This window comes from Proteiniclasticum sp. (assembly GCF_003514505.1).
In the GTDB taxonomy this organism is placed as follows: Bacteria; Bacillota; Clostridia; order Clostridiales; family Clostridiaceae; genus Proteiniclasticum.
In genome coordinates this window covers 97,086-116,686 of the sequence record NZ_DOPX01000017.1, presented here as the reverse complement: position 1 = coordinate 116,686, position 19,601 = coordinate 97,086, and the positions used below count along the sequence as shown (strand labels likewise).

The following is a 19,601-nucleotide window of genomic DNA, read 5'->3' as shown; positions in this document are numbered from 1 at the left end:
GAGCTCTTCTATATGTTTGGCTCATAAACACATTGTATCAGTATGAGATTCAAGCTACAATATGTTTTACCACGCAAGCGCCATTCATCCCACGGCTGAAGCCGGGCAAGCTCGGTATGGGCTTTCTGGCGCAATTCCTGTAAAAATAAGAATGTATTAGAATAACGAAAAAAATGGGAGGCAACTATGAAAGTAACAGTCCTTGGAAACAGTTCTACCACAGTCACGCCGGGAGGAGCTTGCTCTTCGTATCTTCTGGAATCTTGTGGAAAGAAAATACTCCTTGATGCAGGAAATGGAAGTCTGTTCAACTTGAAGAAAATCCTTTCCTTAGGGGAGATGGACGCCATTTTTCTTACCCATCACCACTTTGACCATATTTCAGACCTCTTTCTTTTCCGGTATGAAAGAGAAGCTCTAAAGTATATGGGGCAGGAGATAAGGCCCATCCCCCTTTATACCCCAAGGATGGAACCTTGGCTTCTGGAGAAGCTGGAGAAAAATCATATTTTTGAGTTCAATTATGTGAAGAGTGAGAAGATACTGGAGATTTTTGGTTTGAAGGTTTCCTTTGTCCCTGTGGCACATCTTGTGGAAACCTATGCCCTACGATTTGAGAAAGACGGGAAAGTCTTCACCTATTCTGCGGATACAGGCCTGTGTGAGGGGATCCTGAAAGCTGCAGAGAATGCGAATCTATTTCTATGTGAAGCTACCTATGTAAGCAAGGAGCCCTACCGGATGAAGCACCATCTCCATGGAAAAGAAGCGGGGGAGATTGCGGAAAAAGCAGGTGTGAAGAAACTTCTTCTCACCCATCTTCCGGAAAAAGAAGTGGATCTTCTTCTTTCGGAAGCAAAAGAGATCCATGAGGATACGGAGGTTTCAAAGATTCTTCGGAGCTATGAAACCTGATGGGAGTATTCTCTAAAAGAGCATAAGAATACCCTGGCAAAAAGAAAGATTTTCTCTTTGCCAGGGTGTTTTCTAATCCACTTTATATTCTGAGGTTTCTTTCTCGTCTGACTCCTCTTTGGCTTTTTCTTCAAGAAGCTTGGCTTCCTCTTCCTGCTTCTTTTTCTCTTCTTCCAGAGATTCCAGCGTGAGGTTTTTTTCGGTCATTTCTTTTTGTAAAGCGTCAAACTTCTCTTCGATGTCTTCCTTGGTGATGATGGACAGGAAGGACATTTTCAGTCTCAGGGCACGCTTCAAGGCATCATGGGCACCCAGATAGTCTCCTTTTTTCTGGAGAATCTGCCCATAGTAGTAATGGGCTTCTGGGAACTTGATGTAGTCGATGGCCTTCTCATAGAGGGCTTCCGCCTTCTCCAGGTCTCCCAGGAAGAAGTAGGACTGGGCGAGGTTGTCTGTGATGACATAGTCGTCCTTATTGTACTCATAGGCTTCTTTATTGAAGGACAGGGCTTTTTCGTAGTCCCCTGACGCGATGTAGAGGTAACCGAGGATCTCATACATGATGGAGTTTTTATACTCCTCTTTGATCTCTTCTACAATGTCAATGGCCTTGGGGAGATTTCCTTTTTTCCACTCGAGAATGGCCATGTTGAGAATGTTGTTGTAGCGGAACCTGGGGTCCTTCATCTTGGAGTTCTCCGCTTCTACCAGGTACTTCTCTGCTTCTGTGAGGTTTCCTTCCCGAAGAAGGATGTAACCAAAGCTGGACTTGATATAGGGCTTGGCAAAGGGATGCTTCACGGCTTTCTTAAAATAGGTCATTGCCATATCGGTGTTTCCGGCGTTATAGGCTCTACTTCCTTTGGTGGCCTGAAGGGTCGGGAAGTTTCTGTACACCGTAAAGAGAAGATACGCGCCTATGAGCAGATTTGCCGGCGTGGAGTATCCGCTGTAGATCAGGATAAAAATTCCTGCAATGGCCAGGAGATCTAAAATGGGGAGATTTCTTGTTTTCATCGTCATTTCCTCAACTTCAATTTACTTTCTTTTCTATAAAATCATAACATGAATCGGACTATATTTGAACAGGGAAGCTTTATAGAAGATTATTACACAATAGGGTTATAGAAAGCTTAATTTCTTTCAAGATACCTGTGCTATAGTGAAAAGAAGAACGTCTATAGAAGTGAACAGACAAAATATAGAGAATAGGGGGGGGAGAGTTTGGAAGATAAAAGGATTATGGATCTTTTTTTCAGAAGATCAGAAAAAGCAATTGAAGAGCTGGCCGCTAAATACGCTGTGCATCTTCGGTGGATTGGAATGAACATTCTAAAAGATCCGAGAGAGACGGAAGAATGTGAAAACGACACCTATCTTAAAACCTGGAACAGTATTCCGCTGGAAAGACCGGAGTTTCTAAAGGCCTATGTGAGTAAGATCATGAGAAATCTGGCCCTCGACCGGTACCGGAAAAGCAGGACACTAAAAAGAAATGTAGAGATGGATGCGCTTCATCGTGAGCTTCTGGAGACTATTCCAGACAGTAAAGATGATTTTAAAGCCGAAGACCAGGAAATTCTACAAGCGATCCATACGTTTCTTGGAAGTCTTGATGAAAATCTGCGAACGCTCTTTGTAAGGCGGTACTTTTATGGGGAAAGCGTTAAAAGTCTTTCAGTAAAAATGGGGATCAAAGAAAGCGGTGCGGCTACGAAGCTCTGGCGCCTAAGATCTCAGCTGAAAGAAACGCTTGAGAGGGAGGAGGTTTTCTTATGAGAAAAGAAGACAGACTGATGGATCTTCTGGGACAATTGGATGATTCGTTTCTGGTAGATCTTGATGATGAAGTTTCTACTGTATTGAAAGAAAAGAGGAAAAAAACTGTTGGAGAGGCGATTTGGTTTCAAGGAGCTTCACTTGCAGCGGCGGCTGTGCTGACGCTCATCATAGCAAGGACTTCCCTTTTGCCTGAAGTGAAAGTACCACCCTTTGATTCCACCCTTCCGATCCTCCATATGGACTATGAGCGTTTATTTGCTGGAGGCTTGGGCTATGAAGGACTCATGGGAAAGAACATTGAGGAAATCCACTATGATGCGCCTTGGGAAAGTGGAGACTTTGATACCCTTCCAGTGTTTCAAAATGCCATGGGAAGTAAGAGTGAAGTCTATACCATGGAGGAGAAGCTGTTGAGGATGAAAAAGACGCTGCTCTCCGCAGGGGAGAGAGTGGGGGTAGTGATACAAGAAGAGGAGATTCTTGTGGAATGGGTCCAAGAGGATTATCCCATAGTATCTTATGAATCAGAAGAACATACCATTAGTGTGAATCCGGATCTTAGTGCTACCATTCAGTTCAAAACGCCGGTGATGATTCCGAATGATCTGAGAAGTAAGGAGGAGCCATATTTCGAGCAAGACTCCAGCATGGTTTATCCAACGCTCAAAGAGAAACTTAGACTTTCGGAGTACTTTGCTGCAACCTATGGTGATTTATTAATGATGAATTATCCTGAAACGGCCGTAGAGGGGGGAGACAGGAATATTTATGGAAAGAGATACTATCATGTATTCTTCTATGAGGGTTCTGAAGATCCAAAAGAAAAGTTTTTGAACTACTTTTTTAGTAGAACCTATTTCAATGCGTTGGAAATGGACGAACTGAGTTCTATAGCTATTTTCCATACGGATCTATCTCAAAAAGTAGGGGAATATCCCATCATTTCTGAAAGAGAAGCCAGAGACCTTCTAGTGAAGGGTAATTATGTGAGCTCTGTTCCGGAAGTGTTTCCCGGCAGAAAGTATATCAGAAGGGTGGAGCTTGTTTACCGCACGGGTTATGAAGAGGAACTTTTCATGCCTTACTACAGAATTCTAGTGGAAGTGCCTGCACTGAAATATGAAGGGATGAATACCTATGGGGCCTACTACGTGCCTGCTGTTAGATCGGAGTACCTTTTAGGGCTCCCGACCTATGACGGTTCCTTCAACTGAGTGGAAAGATGCTTTAGATTCTATAATTTGACATATATATCTTTAAGAGCGGAGTAAGGTTTAAGACCATGCTCCGCTTTTGAAGAGCTTTCGTGGACAAATCTTTTCTCACTGGGTACAATGGAAGAGTCCAGTTTCTTCTTTTCACCGATAAATAAAGCACATCCTAGTGGATAGAAAGGTGAGAAGTGAAGAAAAGTATGAGATGGGAAAGGTGGAAAATAGATGATAGAAGCAGTGTTTTTTGATTTGGATGGCACAGTGGCCAATACCAATGAACTCATTTACCAGTCCTTCAAAAGGATGTTTACCGATAAGATGCAGATGGAAGTGGAGGATGCGGAGATTTATAGCCTCTTTGGAGAGCCTCTCACCACAAGTCTTCTGAAATACCAGGAGGACATCACAGACATCATGGACTACTACAGAGCCTATAATGCAGAGCATCACGATGCCATGATCACTTCTTTTGAAGGGGTGGAGGAAGCACTGAAGGCACTGAAAGATAATGGACTGAAGCTTGGCATTGTCACCTCCAAAAGAGAGCGTATGGCAAGAAGAAGCCTCAGCTGCCTGGGACTTTTAGAGTATTTTGATGTCATTGTCACACCGGAATATACGGAAAAGCATAAACCTGAGCCGGATCCTTTATGGAAAGCCTGCGAGCTTGCCGGGGGCATCGATCCGAAAAATACCATCATGGTGGGAGATGCCACCTATGACATTCTTTGTGGAAACGCAGCAGGTGCCACCACCGTTGCAGTATCTTACAGTGTCATCGCACCCGAAGTGCTGAAAGGGGCATATCCTCATTATACCGTGGATGATCTGCGGGAACTTTTGAAAATAATTGAAGAGAAGAACCAGAAAGCCATTTAGTGCAAAGTAATAAGATAATAAAACCCCCTCCAGTTCTTTTTAAGAACAGAGGGGGTTTTTGCGCAAATGAATGAAAAGATAGATATTATCGAAGAAAAAGAAAAACTAGTAAAGTAAATCAAATACGATGAAGAGGAATATCAACTGTTTATGAAAAAAGCCAGATAATCCATAAGTATAATTAAATATTGGAATAAATTCATGAATATGTTTAGGTTGTATTAGGTCAGAATAACTCAGATAAATTATTTGATTATCCAATCTATTCATTGGATAATATATGTATAAACGGAGGAGGATCTAGTATGTGGTGGATTATTGGAATTATTTTTTTTGTAGGTGTCATCTGGCTGATCGTGCAAGGTATTCGGAATGGGGTGAAAAAGTTCAATACCTCATCATCAGCAAGAGTGAAGTACTTTCTATTCATGCTGATTTTGTTCTATGCCCATGGAATGAACTTTGGATTTAGCTGGATTGTAGCTTTATTTTTATTTTCTCCATTTCTATTGAGATTTTATAAGAATTTGAAAAACAATCTTGGCAATGGGCTGATTAAAAATCAGATTAAGGAATGGGAGAGTCAGCATGCACCAAGATTTTCCTACTCAGAAATCTATAAAATGTTTGATGGGGTACCTGAGTCCATTGCTAAAACAGATGCCAATACGCAGATATATTTTGGAGAAACGATACCTTACGGTAGGGCGAATAATTTTCTGAATTATTTTGAGAAGAGCATAGAGTTGGAAGAGGTGCTCTATTATTCACCAAAAAGAAGCTTGGAGGATGAGGAGCTACGCGAATATGGCATGATTGTAACCCTTGGAGGGATTTATCTGTCCAATCAGTACTTATTGGACAGTAAGAAAAGAGAATATGGTGTGGATCTTTTTGATATCCGATTCAAAGGTCTGTTCGTGACGAATCTCCATGAGGACATACTTACACTCATTTACAATGATTTATCAGGAGTCCGTTTGAGGCGGGGAGAATGTTCAATTCCACTGGAAGTTATAGACGAACTTTGCAAATTTTTGATCAATAATAGGTTCACGCTGTCTCTTTTAAAAGAGAACATTTCTGATGATACCATTTCAGATGGTATCAGCTATAAAAATGCATTGAAAGAGGTAGAAGAGACTTTTTCGAAAAATCAGAACGAGAGTTACAGTAATGATATACTGACAAACGCGGGTACTGTTGGAGCGATGCATAGTATGGCCGGACAGTATGGAGAGCTAAAAAATCTGATGAATGGGCGTCAGGGACATGGATATGGGGCGGAGTATGGAAATAACACCATGGATAAGCTAAGAGGAAAATCTGTTCAGAATGCTGGCCAAAAACTTGTAGATGGACGTCAGGTGAAAAATGGTGCAGACCGTATAGTCAACGGGGTCGAGATCCAAACAAAATACTGCAGGTCTGCATCCAGTACTCTTGGAGAAATTATTGATCATGATCGTTTGAGGTATTGGAACTCAGAGGGAAAACCCATGCGTATTGAAGTGCCTAGAGAGCAGTACAAAAAAGTGGTCAATGATCTTCAGAGGAAAATCGATAATGGTGAAATCAAAGATCTCCCCAAGGGAACAAAAGCAACAAAGATCATTGCGAAAGGATTGCTGACCTATCTGGAATCTCAAAGAGTAGCAAAAGGCGGTACGATTGAAGGGCTTGTAGTTGATACAGCCAATGGTGTGATTACCTGTGCCTATGCTGGTGGAATCAGCGCACTCATGAACTTTGCAACGAATATATGGGCTGGAGCAAGTCTTGAAGATTCCATTGCTTCCAGTGTGAAGGTATCAGCCAAGGTGATGGGAAGAGGAACCGCAATCTATGTGCTTTCTATGCAGCTCTCCAGGAAAGAGTTTGTTAATTATTTCAAGGGTCATACTCTGGACGGTATTTTGAATGGAACGGGATACAGCACCATCCTGAATCCTGCCTATATCGCATCAGAGAAGCTGGCACGGGATATAAAAGGATCTACACTGGCAAGATCTACCTTGGGAAACAAACTTCAACTCCAGAAAATTGATGGGAAGATGGTTATATCCTCAGGAGTTATGTTCGCGTTTACCTTTGGTCCAGACATCGCTCGTACGATGGTGGGCAGAATTTCAACTAAGCAGTTATTTAAAAATGCCACAACCAGCTCAGCGGCGATTGCCGGAGCAGCCATCGGTAATACGTTCATGCCCGTTGTAGGTGCGGTGGTTGGAGGTGCTGTTGGTGGATTCATCGCAAAAAGTGTTCTGGATGAATTTATTGAGGATGATGCAAAAGAAATGTTTCAGGTTCTGAAAGAAGAGTTCATCGACTGTGTGATGCTCATGAACCTAAAGAAAGAGGAGTTTGCTGAGATGCTTTCTATGACTATGGGTAATCCTGAACTTCCTCATGTGCTTCGAGATATGTATGCAAGCCAGAATGTAAGGAACTATGCCCGGGAGAACCTGGTGGAAGAAGCAGCAGTGATTATTCTTGGGAAGAGAAAGAGAATCACAGCGGATATGATGGATGAAGCGATGAATAAGTACATAGAAGCAGAGTATACTCTTACAAAAGAATTAGCCTGATCTTCTATCTAAACAGAAGAAATCAAAATAAAGAAGTCCACCACAATCGAAATGATTGGGTGGACTTCTTTGTGAGCGATATTCTGTTTGTCAATCATTGAGGGGTAACACCACGCTGCTCTCTTCATGAAGCCTGGTGAAAGCGGATACGCCATAGGTGTAGTTTTCTGTGTCCAGATGATTGAGGCTGTAGGTTTTTATGCCAGACACCACAGGGATTTTCTTAAAAAGATAGGCGGGGTTTTCTGTGTTCTGGTCTCCTTTTGGAAACTGGTAGACCATGAAGTACCGGGTCTTGTCTTTTTCTTCAAAGCCTTCATACCCGTCCTGGAAAGTGAGTACATTATTTTTTAGACTGACCTCTTTTGGCTCTTCCGGCATAGTTTCCGGGAGATTCCGGTTCACAGGCACCACAGCCATCTGGCTGAAGTGGTTTTTGATGTACTCATTGTTCTTCCTGAGGTTTTCCAGACCAGAGCCTGAGAATTCTCCACTGTTTTCTGCGAGATAACCCAGTCTGAAGAAGACACTTCCTCTTACATTTTGCAAGGTATTTGTGTAAGCCATCTGGTCTGTGAGGACGCTCGCCTGAGCCCAATTTGGATCTTTGACGTTCTCATAGAGCTTGTAGTTTGCATGTCCGATATATAGATCCACCTTGGTGCCTTCCGCCACATCATTCCACCATCTGGCTAAGGTGCCAAAGGGAGCAGCGTTTTCTTCAAAGGCCCAGTAGATCTGGGGCACGATATAGTCCACAAGATGTTCTTTAACGAGTTTTCTGGAGTCTAAAAAGACGCTGTGATGATAGGTTTCTGAACTGTCTGTAGGGGTGTCTGACCCCAGACCATCGGTCTCCTCACTGTGTCCCCAGATGCCGAAGGGACTGAGTCCCACCTTCACGTAGGGCTTCTGGTCGTGGACTCTGTGGCTCAGCTCCTTCATAAACTCGTAGGTGTTATTTCTTCTCCATTCTTTGATGTCTGTGAAATCTCCTTTATGGGTTTCAAAGGTTTGTAAGTCCTCTTCATCTTCTCCGAAGAAGTAGGGAACCGTTTCCCCATCCTCATTCACCCTGGAGCTTCTATAGGGATAAAAGTAATCATCCAGATGCACCGCATCGATGTCGTAGTTTCTCACCACTTCCATGATGCTTTCTATGACGAAGCTTCTGACTTCCGGGTCTCCGGGATTGAGAAACAGTCTGTCGTCAAAGCGCAGCACCTTTTCAGGGTGAAGCCTTGCGTAGTTTTTCTCGGACAATGTAGCTAGAATCTCTTCTGTGGTCAGGTCCGGTATTTTATCCACCGTAACCCGGAAGGGATTGAACCAGGCATGAAACTCCATGCCTCTTTCATGGGCAGCATCTACGGCGTAGGCCAAAATGTCTGTGGGGAGGCCTTTTGTGATATCTCCTGTGACATAGATGGAAGGGGGATTCAGTTCGGAAGCGTATAAAGCGTCACCGGAAGGACGCACCTGAAGGATTACGGCATTCATTCTGTAGAGCTCATAGAGATCCAGATTTCTTTCAAAGGCACGTTTCAGTTCATCCAAGCTCATACCCTGGCTTTTTGGGAAGTCCAGGTTCCTCACAGAAGCCATCCAAGCGGAGCGGAAAGCGTATTTACCGCTGTCTTCGTCTTTCTCCACGGGCAGCAGAGTGTAAGGAGGCTCTTCCTCTTCAGGTTCGGAAGGGGTTTCCACTTCCGTTTCTGGTGGTGGCAAAGGTGCGGAATCAGGCTCGTCCTGAAAAAGCTCACTGCAGGCAAGAAGAAGTGCGGAAACCAATAGAAGGCTCAGCAGTGTCAGGAGCGCTGTATTTCTTTTATTCTTTTTCGGAATGGACAAATCTTCAGGGTACTGAAGTATCTTATCCTGTTCCTCCGTAGGATTCATGCGTTTCACCTCACAGGGGTCAAGTTTCATCTCATTTCATTACGCATACAGTATGGCATGAAATCGAAGGGAAAGAGTGACATTTTTGTGAAAAGAAAGGGACCGATTCCTTCGGTCCCGGTATATCTTATTCTAGGAAGCCTTTCTTGCTTCTCTCATCCACATAGCGTTTGTTTTTTCTGGCCGCCTCGATTCTTCGTCTTCTGGCAAGCTTTCTTCGTCGCCTCTTAATGGAAACCACAAGGATGGTGACAATAACTGTAATGGTCACAAGGACGATGAGGATGTAGCTGAGCAGGTGAGTTTTTAGGATTCTTTTACTCACATCCACCGTGGAGAGAAGATTCACTTTCTTTTCCACAAGGCGCTCTTTGATGGAAGCTTCTCCCACAATGGAGTCCACTTTCACCTCTTTTGCTGTGACCTCCTTATAGGTAAGAACCAGTTCGGACTCACTCAGGTTGACGCCGTTTCCATAGTAGGAGATGGTGTCTTCCGCTTTCACGGGGACTTCCATTTCCTTGGTGGGACCCAGGATGAAGTAAGGCTTGTAGGATACCGTGATGACACCCACTTCTTCAGATTTGGAGAGCTTGATGATCTTGTCTTCTTCAAAGGCGCTGTCTACGACTTTCAGAATGTCCTCGAAGACGAGAATATTTACTCCATCATTTTGAGAATTGAGGATGATGCTTCCTAGGGTTCTGCCGTCTCTTTGGTAAACTCCAGCAAAGCATCTGCCTGCCTGCTCCGTGTATCCAGTCTTTCCCATGATGTTTCCATGGAGTCCGATGTGCTTGTTGGTGCTTTCAATGAGGCCTAAAGTCTGATCTTTGGTCTTTAAGTCATAGGACTGCTTGCTGGCTACCTCTCGGATCCAGGGATCATTGTAGGCCGCTTCCAGAAGAAACATCAGGTCATAGGCAGTGGTGTAGTGATTGTCATCATGAAGGCCTGAAGCGTTGACGAAGTTTGAGTTCATCATGCCGATTTCTTTTGCTTTTTCATTCATCAGCCCTGCAAAAGCGGCTTCTGATTCTGCCACATTGAGTGCCACCACTACAGAAGCGTCATTGAAAGACGAAAGAAGCAGCGCATGCATCATATCATCTGCAGAAAACTCTGTGCCCACCGGAATGTTTTTTAAGTTCCAGTAGATGGCGTTGGGGACCACCAGCTTCCCTTCCTGGGGATAGGTGAGATACTCCGTTTTCTTTGCCGAGTATTCATCTGAAAAGACGAGAGCCGTTAAAAGCTTGGTGATAGACGCCGGATAGACCTTGCGGTCAATGTCTTTTGTATAAATGAGTTCCTTGGTGTCCAGATCAAAGGTGATGGATGAGGAACCATTGATCTCCGGCATTTCTGCCCGGGCTGCCACTGCGGGAAACAGCAGAAGCAGAAGTAGAAGAAATGCTGGAATTTTTAAGAGAGTCTTTTTCATTCAATCGCCTCCAGAAAGTAGTACCTTTTCTATGTGTAAATAAGTTATATCATTCATATGATTTCACAAGGCTTATCAAAGCCTGTAAACATTATAACGCAAAATACACGAACTTTTCATCCTTTTCTGGTGAATAAATCTGTTATAATGAAATAGTAAGAGAATTTTAAGGTAGAGGTGAGTGTAAGCTTGAAATCTGTGGATATTTTCAGTACCCGTAAGCCTAAAATCATTGGGAAAAGGCGGGAATACTCCGTGATGCTGCTGCTCACAGAGATAGAGGGAGAGCCCCATCTTATTCTGGAAAAGAGAGCCAGTACTTTGAAAAGTCAGCCCGGGGATATTTGTCTTCCTGGCGGAGGGATCGAGCCTTTAGAGTCCCCTCTGGAAGCTGCTGTCCGGGAAACCATGGAGGAGCTTTGCATCTCCAGGGAGGAGATTGAGGTCATTGGGCCTATGGACTACTTCTTAAGTCCCTATGGCCAGACCATGTATCCCTTTGTGGCGAAGACAAACCGTACAGAGTTTCTGCCCAGTGCGGATGAAGTGGAGCGTCTTATTTTTGTTCCTCTTTCATTTTTTGAGGAGCATGTGCCGCTGAAATATGAAATTGATCTCACGGCAAAGCTTGGAGAAGATTTTCCCTACCACCTCATTGAGAACGGAAAGGATTACCCCTTTCGGCGGGCCACCAACAAACAGTATTTCTATAAATTTGGAGACATTGTCATCTGGGGCTTCACCGCTCAAATCGTTAAAAGTTTCATCGATATATTAAAGGAGGACGAATCACATGCTGAATTTTGATTTTCACAATCCCACGAGGCTGATCTTTGGACAAGGAACCATCAAAGATCTGGGAAAACATATTAAAGAATATGGAGACAAGAAGGTGCTGCTTCTGTACGGAAAAGGGTCCATCTTCAAGAATGGGGTCTATGACGAAGTGGTGAACTCTCTAAAAGAGTATGGCATTGAATATGTGGAAATGGACGGCGTAAAGCCAAATCCTGTTCTTTCCAAGGTCATTGAGACCGTGGATCTTATGAAAAAGGAGAAAGTGGATGCCATCGTGGCTGTGGGAGGAGGATCTGTTCTGGACACCTCCAAGATTTCTGCAGCAGCGTACTATTATGATGGAAATCCCTGGGACTTTTATGAAGGCAAGGTTTACCCGGAGAAAGCCCTGCCCATCTATGGGGTGCTGACCATCTCTGCCACTGGCTCGGAGATGAACTCCGGTGGGGTCATCACCAATGAGGAAGAGAAGAAGAAGTGGGGATGGGGATCCAAATACACCTATCCAAGACTTTCCATCGTGGATCCATCGGTGCAGAAATCCCTTCCAAGAAATCAGACGGTAAACGGTGCAGTGGATACGCTGACCCATGTGTTTGAAGCTTACTTTGGCGGAACCAGCGGCACGCTGATGCAGGATGAGTTCTCGGAAGGCATCGTCCGCACCACCATGGCCTCTGTGAAAGTGCTTCTGGAAAATCCGGAAGATTACGAAGCAAGAGCAAACCTTGCCTGGGCAGCGACCTTAGCGCTCAATGGATTGAATGGTCTTGGCCGAAGAGGAGACTGGGCTTCCCACAGCATTGAGCATTCTGTGTCTGCATACTATGACATTGCCCACGGGGAAGGTCTTTCCATTGTGATGCCTGCCTGGATGAAGTATGTGTATAAAAATGATGTGGAGAAGTTCGCACGGTTTGGTGAAAAGATCTTCGGCATCGTGAAAGAGGACAAAGAGGAGCAGGCTCTGGCAGCCATTGAGGCTTACAAGGAATTCTTGAGAAGCATTGGCGCACCGGTTTCATTAAGCGAAAGAAACATTGGAGAAGAGCATCTGAAGGAAATGGCGGAGAACGCAGTACTGAGAGGTCCTCTTGGAAGCCTCATGAAGCTTCAGGCGGAAGATGTCTATGAAATCTACAAGCTTGCGCTGTAGACCCTGAAAGAAAGAAAAAGAATCGGCATAGACGTCGAACTGATGAGAAGAGAATGGTTGTGAAACCTCTCTTCTCTTTTTTTGACCCATGAATCGGTAAACTAGAAGGAGATTTCCGCTATAATAAGGTTAGGATGTAGAAAACATGGATTATTGAGGAAAAGGAGAAAGAGCACCATGACAAAAAAGGAAAAAACGAAGGAGAAGAAGTTTGAAAAAGAGCAGAAGGAAAAACACTCCCGGGTGGGCGTAGGGATCACCTATGGACTTCTTGGTGGTGCGGCCTTTGCTGCCGTCTTCAGCTCATTCTTTGAAGGGTACATCCTGTGGTCCCTGGCCCCCCTTCTGGGGATGACCCTGGGCATTCTCCTTGGTGCGGTTCTTGATGCAAAAGAGCAAGGAAAGGACCAGTAAAAAGAATCTTTTTGTGCTTTTTCAAGCGGTTCACAGCTTTCGAAGAATTTCAAGACTTATGAGGATTGATATTTTTTGGTAAGATGAGAAAGCTTTAATTTATAAGATCCGAAGTTTTCATGTCGGATTGAAAGGACTGTTTCATGTACAAGGAGTTTTTTAATATGATAAAAAAGAATAACCCCAATGAGCTCATCATTGTGGATGGCGTGGTGGGCTCCGGCAAGACCACCTTTATGAATCTTCTGAAGGAAGAGCTTTCCCTGCCGGGCTTTGAAGAGCCCGTGACAGACAACCCCCTTCTCTCCAAGTTCTACCATGACAGAAAAAGATATTCCTTCCCGCTTCAGGTCTTCTTCCTCAACAGGCGTTTCCGGATGCTGAAGGATGCAGGAGCGAATCTCACCGCTTCAGTCATGGACCGAAGCATCTATGGGGATGTGATCTTTGCAAAGCTTCTCCATGAAGGCGGAGATATGGAAAAGGATGAGTTTGATCTATATCAGGAGCTTCTCGTCAATATGCTGGACCACATTGAGTCCCCGAAGCTCATGATTTATCTCAAATGCGATGTGGATACCGCCATCAGCCGTATAGAAAAACGAGGCAGAGACTATGAGCAGATTGTGGAAAGAGACTACTGGGAACGGCTGAACCGGGAGTATGAAGCCTACTTCAAAGAATACAACCTCTCCAAGCTTCTGGTCATTGATGTGAAGAACTATGACCTTCTGGAAAATGAGAAGGACAGAAAAGAAGTCATGGATCTTGTGAAAGATGCTCTGAAATAGACTTGTGGTAAAATCATCCATTACTGGTGTCAGATGAGAACCTCTTTGAGGTTCTTTTTTTGATTGTCTGCCATGGAAGACAATCTGTTTTTCTCTTGTGGCAAAAGCCTTTCCCTTGCATCCAATATGAAATGTGAAAATTTAAACCATCTATGAAAAATGAAATAGAACTGGGATCTTATCTCAAAAATGATGAGTTTTCTAGAAATGTTCTTCCATAAATTGAATAACTTGTTAAATTATTGAAAAAGTCATATAAAAACGGGCAAAAGGTCCAAAGGCTTCATCTTATGTTATAATTTTGCCGAAGAGATGAAATATCGTTTTCATCTGCACTTTCAGTGCATTTCTTCATCGGGGCATATAGGTTTGTTTCTTCATCGGGGTTATGATGGGGATGGAAACAACTTATAGATATTTAGGGTAAATCTAAGGAGGAAATGGAATGTCAACAATGGACTTATTGGGACTGAGAGAAGAACAGCTGAAGGCTGGCTACTCTGTATGCAGGCTCATCAACGAAGCGGTGATGAGAGGCGAGGGAAGGCTCACAAAAGAAGGAGCACTGCTCATCGAAACGGGACAGTATACCGGGCGCTCTCCTAAGGACCGATTTATTGTACTGGATGAACTGACAAAGGATACGGTGGCGTTCGGGAAAACCAACCTTCCTTTATCAGAAGAGGTCTACAGAAGTCTTCTTCAGAAAGTAAAGTCCTATGTGGAGGACAAAGAATTATACGTCATCAAAGCCAAGGCAGGAGCATCCGAAAACCACGCATTGAACATCAATGTGTTCTGTGAAGATGCAGCCCAGGCGGTATTCTCCAGCCAGATCTTCATCAAGGATCAGGACAGGGAAGGATTCGATGCCGATTTCACGGTCATCGCGCTGCCCAACCTGAAAGCCAATGGCAAAGAGGATGGTATAAACTCTGAAGCCTTTGTGGTGATCAATTTCACGGACAGAGTAGTCCTCATTGGAGGCACCAAGTACTCTGGTGAGATTAAAAAATCCATTTTCTCTGTGATGAACTACGGACTTATGGCTGAAGGAGTTCTGCCCATGCACTGCTCTGCCAATATGGGCAAAGATGGAAAAACGGCTCTCTTTTTCGGACTGTCCGGAACCGGAAAAACAACCCTGTCTGCGGATCCAAAGAGATTCCTCATTGGAGATGATGAGCATGGCTGGTCAGAAGAAGGAGTCTTCAACATGGAAGGCGGATGCTACGCCAAGTGCATAAACCTCGACAAAGACAAGGAAAAGGAAATCTATGAGGCCATCCGTTTTGGGTCGGTCCTTGAGAATGTCGTCGTCAGTGACCGGGGGATTGCTGATTACTGTGATGGCAGCTTAACTGAAAACACCAGATGCACCTATCCTCTGGAATATATTGAAAACAGAGTGGATGAGAAGAAAGGCGGCCATCCTTCCACGGTGCTGTTCCTGACAGCAGACGCCTTTGGGGTGATTCCACCCATCTCTAGGCTCACTAAAGAAGGGGCCATGTACCACTTCATGTCCGGATACACCTCAAAGCTCGCAGGCACAGAAAGAGGCATTGTGAATCCGGAAACCACTTTTTCTGCACTTTTTGGAGAGCCTTTTATGCCAAGAAAGATCGAAGAGTATGCGGAGCTACTTGGAAAGATGATTGACGAGCACAATACTGAAGTGTATCTTATCAATACCGGATGGTCCGGTGGCGTCTATGGCATAGGTCAGAGAACACCGCTGAAGTACACAAGGCTCATGGTGGATGCAGCCCTTGGTGGAGATCTGGATAAGGTGGAGTTCATCCATGACGAGATCTTCCATCTGGATGTGCCCGTTTCTGTACCAGGAGTGCCAGAGGAGCTTCTTCATCCAAGAAAGTTCTGGCAGGATGAAGCCGAGTATGAAGCCACGGCAAAAGAACTGGCCAGGAAGTTCAAAGAGAACTTCAACCGCTTTGAGGGCGCTGCGGAAAGAATCGTCGCAGCAGGTCCTTACTAAAATTCTAAAAAAAGGTCTCAGGATCAGGCCCTGTGTGAAAAGGAGATTGGGGGAAGCGCACAGGAGCCTGTCCTGGGCCTTTTTCTTTTTGAAAATTAAGGGGATTTTCAGGGATTTATGAAAAAAAGTCTAGTAGAATAGAAGATAGACGTAAATTGAAGATGGAGGTATTTTTTCTTGGATATTTATTTTATTTTTAGAGCTGTGGTGGTGGCCATTGTGGAGGGGCTTACAGAGTTCATTCCGGTGTCTTCCACAGGGCATATGATTCTTGTGGGAGATCTTATCGGGTTTCCAGAGACGGAGTTCACGAAGATGTTCAACGTGGTGATTCAGCTTGGCGCCATCCTGGCCATTGTGGTCCTTTATTGGCAGAAGCTGCTTCATGCAGCCATTTCCTTTTTTAAGGGAGAAAAAAGAGGGCTGAATTTTGGGTTTGCTCTCATCATCGGGGTGCTGCCCGCTGCCTTTTTTGGCTTCCTTCTGGAAGACACCATTGATGCGTATCTTTTCAAGCCCCTGCCCGTGATCATCGGCCTTTTTGTGGGAGCGGTTCTCCTCATATTTGTGGAGAACAAGTACCGTGGGAAAGCCCATGTTCATGAAGTGGAAGAGATCACAAAGCTTCAGGCTTTAAAAATCGGCTTTTTCCAGTGCCTCGCCATGTGGCCTGGTATGTCCCGTTCCTCCTCCACCATCATGGGAGGCTGGATCAGCGGCCTTTCTTCGAAGGTGGCTTCAGAGTTCTCTTTCTTCCTGGCCATTCCTGTGATGGTGGGCGCTTCTCTTGTGAAAGTGGTGAAGTTTCAGGGAGATGTGGGCTTTGGCACCTTAGGGGCTACGGAGTGGACCGCATTTCTTCTTGGATTTGTGGTGGCTTTCATCGTGGCGCTTTTATGCGTAAAGGGATTCATCGGCTACATCCAGAAAAAGCCCATGAAGATTTTCGCCTATTACCGCATTGCCATTTCCACTGTATTTGCACTTCTTCTTCTCACTAATGTCATTTCCATCTAATGCTTTTCAATAGGTCTTTCTTTATGCTAAAATGGGCTTAGTAACGAATTGGAGTGATTGAAAATGAAGGAAGTCAGAAGATATTTGGAAGACCGGCTCGGGTCCTACAGTTTTTACTTTGAGGATCTCAAATCCGGATTCATCTATGGGTACAACGAACATGTGAAAATGACCTCAGCAGGGTGCATGAAGCTTCCTGTGGCCATGGCGGTGATGAAGGATGTGGAGGAAGGAAAACTTTCTCTCAATGATCAGGTACTTCTCATCAGCAGGGACCGCGTGGAAGGATCGGGTATTCTGAAACATTTGAACTCCAGAGAATACACCGTAGGAGAGCTGATTCTTGTGATGCTTGTGGAGAGTGACAATACGGCTACCCAGAAGCTTGTGACGCTCATCGGTTTTGATGAGCTGAAGTCAAAGTTTGAGGAAATGGGACTTCAGAATACGGCCATGAATGACATGCCGGGTTCTCCGATAAACCATACCACCAGCTATGACCTTTCTTTATGCTGGAAGATCCTGAAAAAGGGAGAGTATCTTTCCCAGGAACATTCCAGATATATCATTGAGCTTCTGAAAGGTGAGAACAAAAAGAAGAAGACGGCTTTTTATCTGGATGAACCGCTGAAAAACAAGATTGCCTCCAAGGCAGGAGATATGCCTGGCATAGAAAATGACACCACCCTCATTGAGCTTCAGAAGGGGGATTTCATTTTTACCATCATGAGTCAGGATCTGCCAAACAGTGTCTATGGACTGGTTTCTTTGGCGAAATCCGGTAAAATGATCTGGGATGGCATCACCTACAACTGGAAATAAGAGATTTTTTAACGCCTGCAGGGTTTTCTTGCAGGCGTTTTTCATTTTATGTTCAAAAAATGTACTGGGGTATGTTATACTATTTTCATATTAAGAGTATCTTTGAGAAAAGATGCAGAAATAAATGGAAGAAGTTTGAGGTGTATCATGAAGAGTAAAATCATTATGATTTTGATATTGCTTGTAGCAACATTTTTCTTTGTCACAGGTTTTTTAAAGTATCAGAGCAATTTACAGGAAACCCTGGCCAAGGAGATTGGGGATTCCGGTCTGCCATCTCTTGAGATTCCTTCTGAAGGATCTGGCGGTGAAGAAGACCCCGTAAAGGAAGAGCCTTCTGTGATTGAAAATCCGGAGAGGGTGGAAATGCCAGATCTTTATGAGCTGACAGAGGAAGAGGCGAAAGAGCTTCTGTCGGAGCTGAAACTGAAGATGGAAGTTCTGGAGGAAAAGAACGCCTCCTTTGCCACAGGAGTGGTGTTTTTCCAGGAACCTTATGTGGAAGAGGAGATTCTGCAGGGAGAAACCGTCACAGTCTATGTGAGCAACCAGAATCTTCTGGGGGAAGAAGAAAAAATAGCGGTGCCCCTGCTCATTGGCCTTTCGGAAGAAGAAGCAGTGAAAGAGCTGAGAAACCTTGGTTTCCAGGTGGGATATGAATACAATCCTGCCAGTGGCTATGGCAAAGGGATGGTCTACAGCCAGAATTACCTGGTGGACTCCAAGGTGTCCAAGGGCACCAGAATCACCATCAGAGTCAGCACCGGGTCCTAACAGAGAAGAACAAAAAAGCTAGAAGTTTAGAAGGATGGGAGGGGTCAAGATGCTGAAAAAATTACTCTTGAGTGGTCTTTTTGCCATGGTAACCTTAGGTTTTTTTATAGGCTTTGTTTCCTATCAGAAGGAAATCCGGGATGCGCTCTCCCAGTCCATTGATACGCCCTCTCTGGAAGAAGAGCCACCCCTTGTGGAAAAGCCCACGGAAAAGAAAACTGCAGTGCCCAGAATCATTGGTCTTCCTGAAGAAGAGGCGAAAAAACTTCTGGAAGAAGCGGGGCTCATTCCCAGTGCTGTGACAGAACATACGGATCAGGTGGACAAAGGCTATGTATTTTATCAAAGACCCATGGAAGGGACTGAAATGTTTGAAGGGCAAGAAGTCATTTATACCGTGAGTGCAGGTCCTTTTGGACAGGGGAATCTGGAAGAAGAAGAGAAAAAGGAAGTGCTTCTTCCCTCTCTCCTTGGAAAAACCCAAAGAGAAGGAGAGAACATCCTCAAGGAACTGGGTCTTCGTGTCCGGGTGAGAAAAGACTACAGCGCGGATGTGGCTGCAGGGATTGTCATGGAGCAGGAGCCTTCCATAAATGCAAAGCTTCAGCCATCGGATGAAGTGACGCTGTGGGTGAGCCTTGGGGCAAAGCCCGAAGAGACAAAGCATCAGGTGCCTCGTGTGGTGGGGAAGACAAGGGCGGAAGCCGAACGTCTGCTAAAGAATGCAGGCTATGAGGTATCGGTAACTGAAAAAGAAGATACGGATGTGAATATTGGAAAAGTCATTTCCCAGTCCCCTGGAGGTGGAACGGAAGTTTCTGTAAAAGGCAGAGTACAGATCACCATCGGGAAGAAAAAGACTGCAGCGCCTGAGACGCCTTCGGAAGGGCCAGGGGAAGAGGAGCCAGATCCCGGCGATGCAAAAGACCCCTCTGTGGAAACGCCTGTGGAGACTCCCTCTGTGGGAGAACCGGAAGAGCCTGTGGAGACCGGTAATGAGTAGAAGCGAAGAAAGAGCATGCAGATCCTGCATGCTCTTTTGTATGGTGTTTTTTAGTAGCGTGGAGGACCGGCCGATCCCTTTTTCCAGGATAATGAATCTGTGGAAT

General features: G+C 44.7%; 17 protein-coding genes. 14 read left to right on the top strand and 3 right to left on the bottom strand.

All coding sequences use genetic code 11. From position 1 onward, the window contains the following. The first annotated feature begins 186 nt into the window (after window positions 1-186). Window positions 187-915 (top strand): MBL fold metallo-hydrolase, encoded by a 729-nt coding sequence (locus DEF30_RS06230; protein ID WP_294097453.1) that lies wholly within the window; start codon window positions 187-189, stop codon window positions 913-915. A 72-nt stretch (window positions 916-987) separates the two neighbouring features. Here DEF30_RS06230 and DEF30_RS06225 read toward each other — a convergent pair whose 3' ends face one another. Then, complete coding sequence (locus tag DEF30_RS06225) at window positions 988-1,932, bottom strand: tetratricopeptide repeat protein (RefSeq protein WP_294097452.1); 945 nt, start codon at window positions 1,930-1,932, stop codon at window positions 988-990. Between the two features lie 207 nt (window positions 1,933-2,139). On the opposite strand from DEF30_RS06225, the gene DEF30_RS06220 reads away from it, so the two are divergent. The 4 genes from DEF30_RS06220 (at window position 2,140) to DEF30_RS06205 (ending at window position 7,378) form a co-directional block, all read left to right on the top strand. Beyond that, window positions 2,140-2,694, top strand: coding sequence for a sigma-70 family RNA polymerase sigma factor (locus DEF30_RS06220; RefSeq protein WP_294097451.1), 555 nt, complete (start codon window positions 2,140-2,142; stop codon window positions 2,692-2,694). Beyond that, window positions 2,691-3,911, top strand: a complete 1,221-nt coding sequence (locus DEF30_RS06215) for a hypothetical protein (protein ID WP_294097450.1) — start codon at window positions 2,691-2,693, stop codon at window positions 3,909-3,911. Before DEF30_RS06220 ends, DEF30_RS06215 begins: the two co-directional genes overlap by 4 nt. A gap of 225 nt (window positions 3,912-4,136) precedes the next feature. Beyond that, the gene (ppaX, locus tag DEF30_RS06210; RefSeq protein ID WP_031576665.1) at window positions 4,137-4,790 is read left to right on the top strand and encodes a pyrophosphatase PpaX; all 654 of its coding nucleotides are present in this window, start codon (window positions 4,137-4,139) and stop codon (window positions 4,788-4,790) included. A 305-nt stretch (window positions 4,791-5,095) separates the two neighbouring features. Beyond that, entirely contained in the window at window positions 5,096-7,378 is a 2,283-nt protein-coding gene (locus DEF30_RS06205; protein ID WP_294097449.1) for a hypothetical protein, read from the top strand. A 90-nt stretch (window positions 7,379-7,468) separates the two neighbouring features. Here DEF30_RS06205 and DEF30_RS06200 read toward each other — a convergent pair whose 3' ends face one another. Both DEF30_RS06200 and DEF30_RS06195 read right to left on the bottom strand, forming a co-directional pair. Then, window positions 7,469-9,277 (bottom strand): family 10 glycosylhydrolase, encoded by a 1,809-nt coding sequence (locus DEF30_RS06200; protein WP_294097448.1) that lies wholly within the window; start codon window positions 9,275-9,277, stop codon window positions 7,469-7,471. 127 nt (window positions 9,278-9,404) lie between these two features. Next, window positions 9,405-10,721, bottom strand: a complete 1,317-nt coding sequence (locus tag DEF30_RS06195; protein WP_294097447.1) for a serine hydrolase — start codon at window positions 10,719-10,721, stop codon at window positions 9,405-9,407. 189 nt (window positions 10,722-10,910) lie between these two features. On the opposite strand from DEF30_RS06195, the gene DEF30_RS06190 reads away from it, so the two are divergent. The 9 genes from DEF30_RS06190 to DEF30_RS06150 all read left to right on the top strand — a co-directional run bounded on the left by DEF30_RS06190 (window position 10,911) and on the right by DEF30_RS06150 (window position 19,495). Beyond that, the gene (locus DEF30_RS06190) at window positions 10,911-11,528 is read left to right on the top strand and encodes a CoA pyrophosphatase (RefSeq protein WP_294097446.1); all 618 of its coding nucleotides are present in this window, start codon (window positions 10,911-10,913) and stop codon (window positions 11,526-11,528) included. Beyond that, window positions 11,515-12,675, top strand: coding sequence for an iron-containing alcohol dehydrogenase (locus tag DEF30_RS06185; RefSeq protein WP_294097445.1), 1,161 nt, complete (start codon window positions 11,515-11,517; stop codon window positions 12,673-12,675). The genes DEF30_RS06190 and DEF30_RS06185 overlap by 14 nt, the downstream gene beginning before the upstream one ends. A 177-nt stretch (window positions 12,676-12,852) precedes the next feature. Further along, window positions 12,853-13,089, top strand: a complete 237-nt coding sequence (locus DEF30_RS06180; RefSeq protein WP_294097444.1) for a hypothetical protein — start codon at window positions 12,853-12,855, stop codon at window positions 13,087-13,089. 164 nt (window positions 13,090-13,253) lie between these two features. Continuing rightward, window positions 13,254-13,880 (top strand): deoxynucleoside kinase, encoded by a 627-nt coding sequence (locus DEF30_RS06175; protein ID WP_294097443.1) that lies wholly within the window; start codon window positions 13,254-13,256, stop codon window positions 13,878-13,880. 445 nt (window positions 13,881-14,325) lie between these two features. Beyond that, entirely contained in the window at window positions 14,326-15,879 is a 1,554-nt protein-coding gene (gene pckA, locus DEF30_RS06170) for a phosphoenolpyruvate carboxykinase (ATP) (protein WP_294097442.1), read from the top strand. A 177-nt stretch (window positions 15,880-16,056) separates the two neighbouring features. After that, window positions 16,057-16,896 carry an undecaprenyl-diphosphate phosphatase gene (locus DEF30_RS06165; protein WP_294097441.1) on the top strand — a complete coding sequence of 280 codons (840 nt, stop codon included), beginning with the start codon at window positions 16,057-16,059 and terminating at the stop codon, window positions 16,894-16,896. 63 nt (window positions 16,897-16,959) lie between these two features. Further along, entirely contained in the window at window positions 16,960-17,718 is a 759-nt protein-coding gene (locus DEF30_RS06160) for a serine hydrolase (RefSeq protein WP_074911321.1), read from the top strand. Between the two features lie 147 nt (window positions 17,719-17,865). Next, complete coding sequence (locus tag DEF30_RS06155; RefSeq protein ID WP_294097440.1) at window positions 17,866-18,492, top strand: PASTA domain-containing protein; 627 nt, start codon at window positions 17,866-17,868, stop codon at window positions 18,490-18,492. A gap of 49 nt (window positions 18,493-18,541) precedes the next feature. After that, entirely contained in the window at window positions 18,542-19,495 is a 954-nt protein-coding gene (locus tag DEF30_RS06150; protein WP_294097439.1) for a PASTA domain-containing protein, read from the top strand. Window positions 19,496-19,601 lie beyond the last annotated feature (106 nt).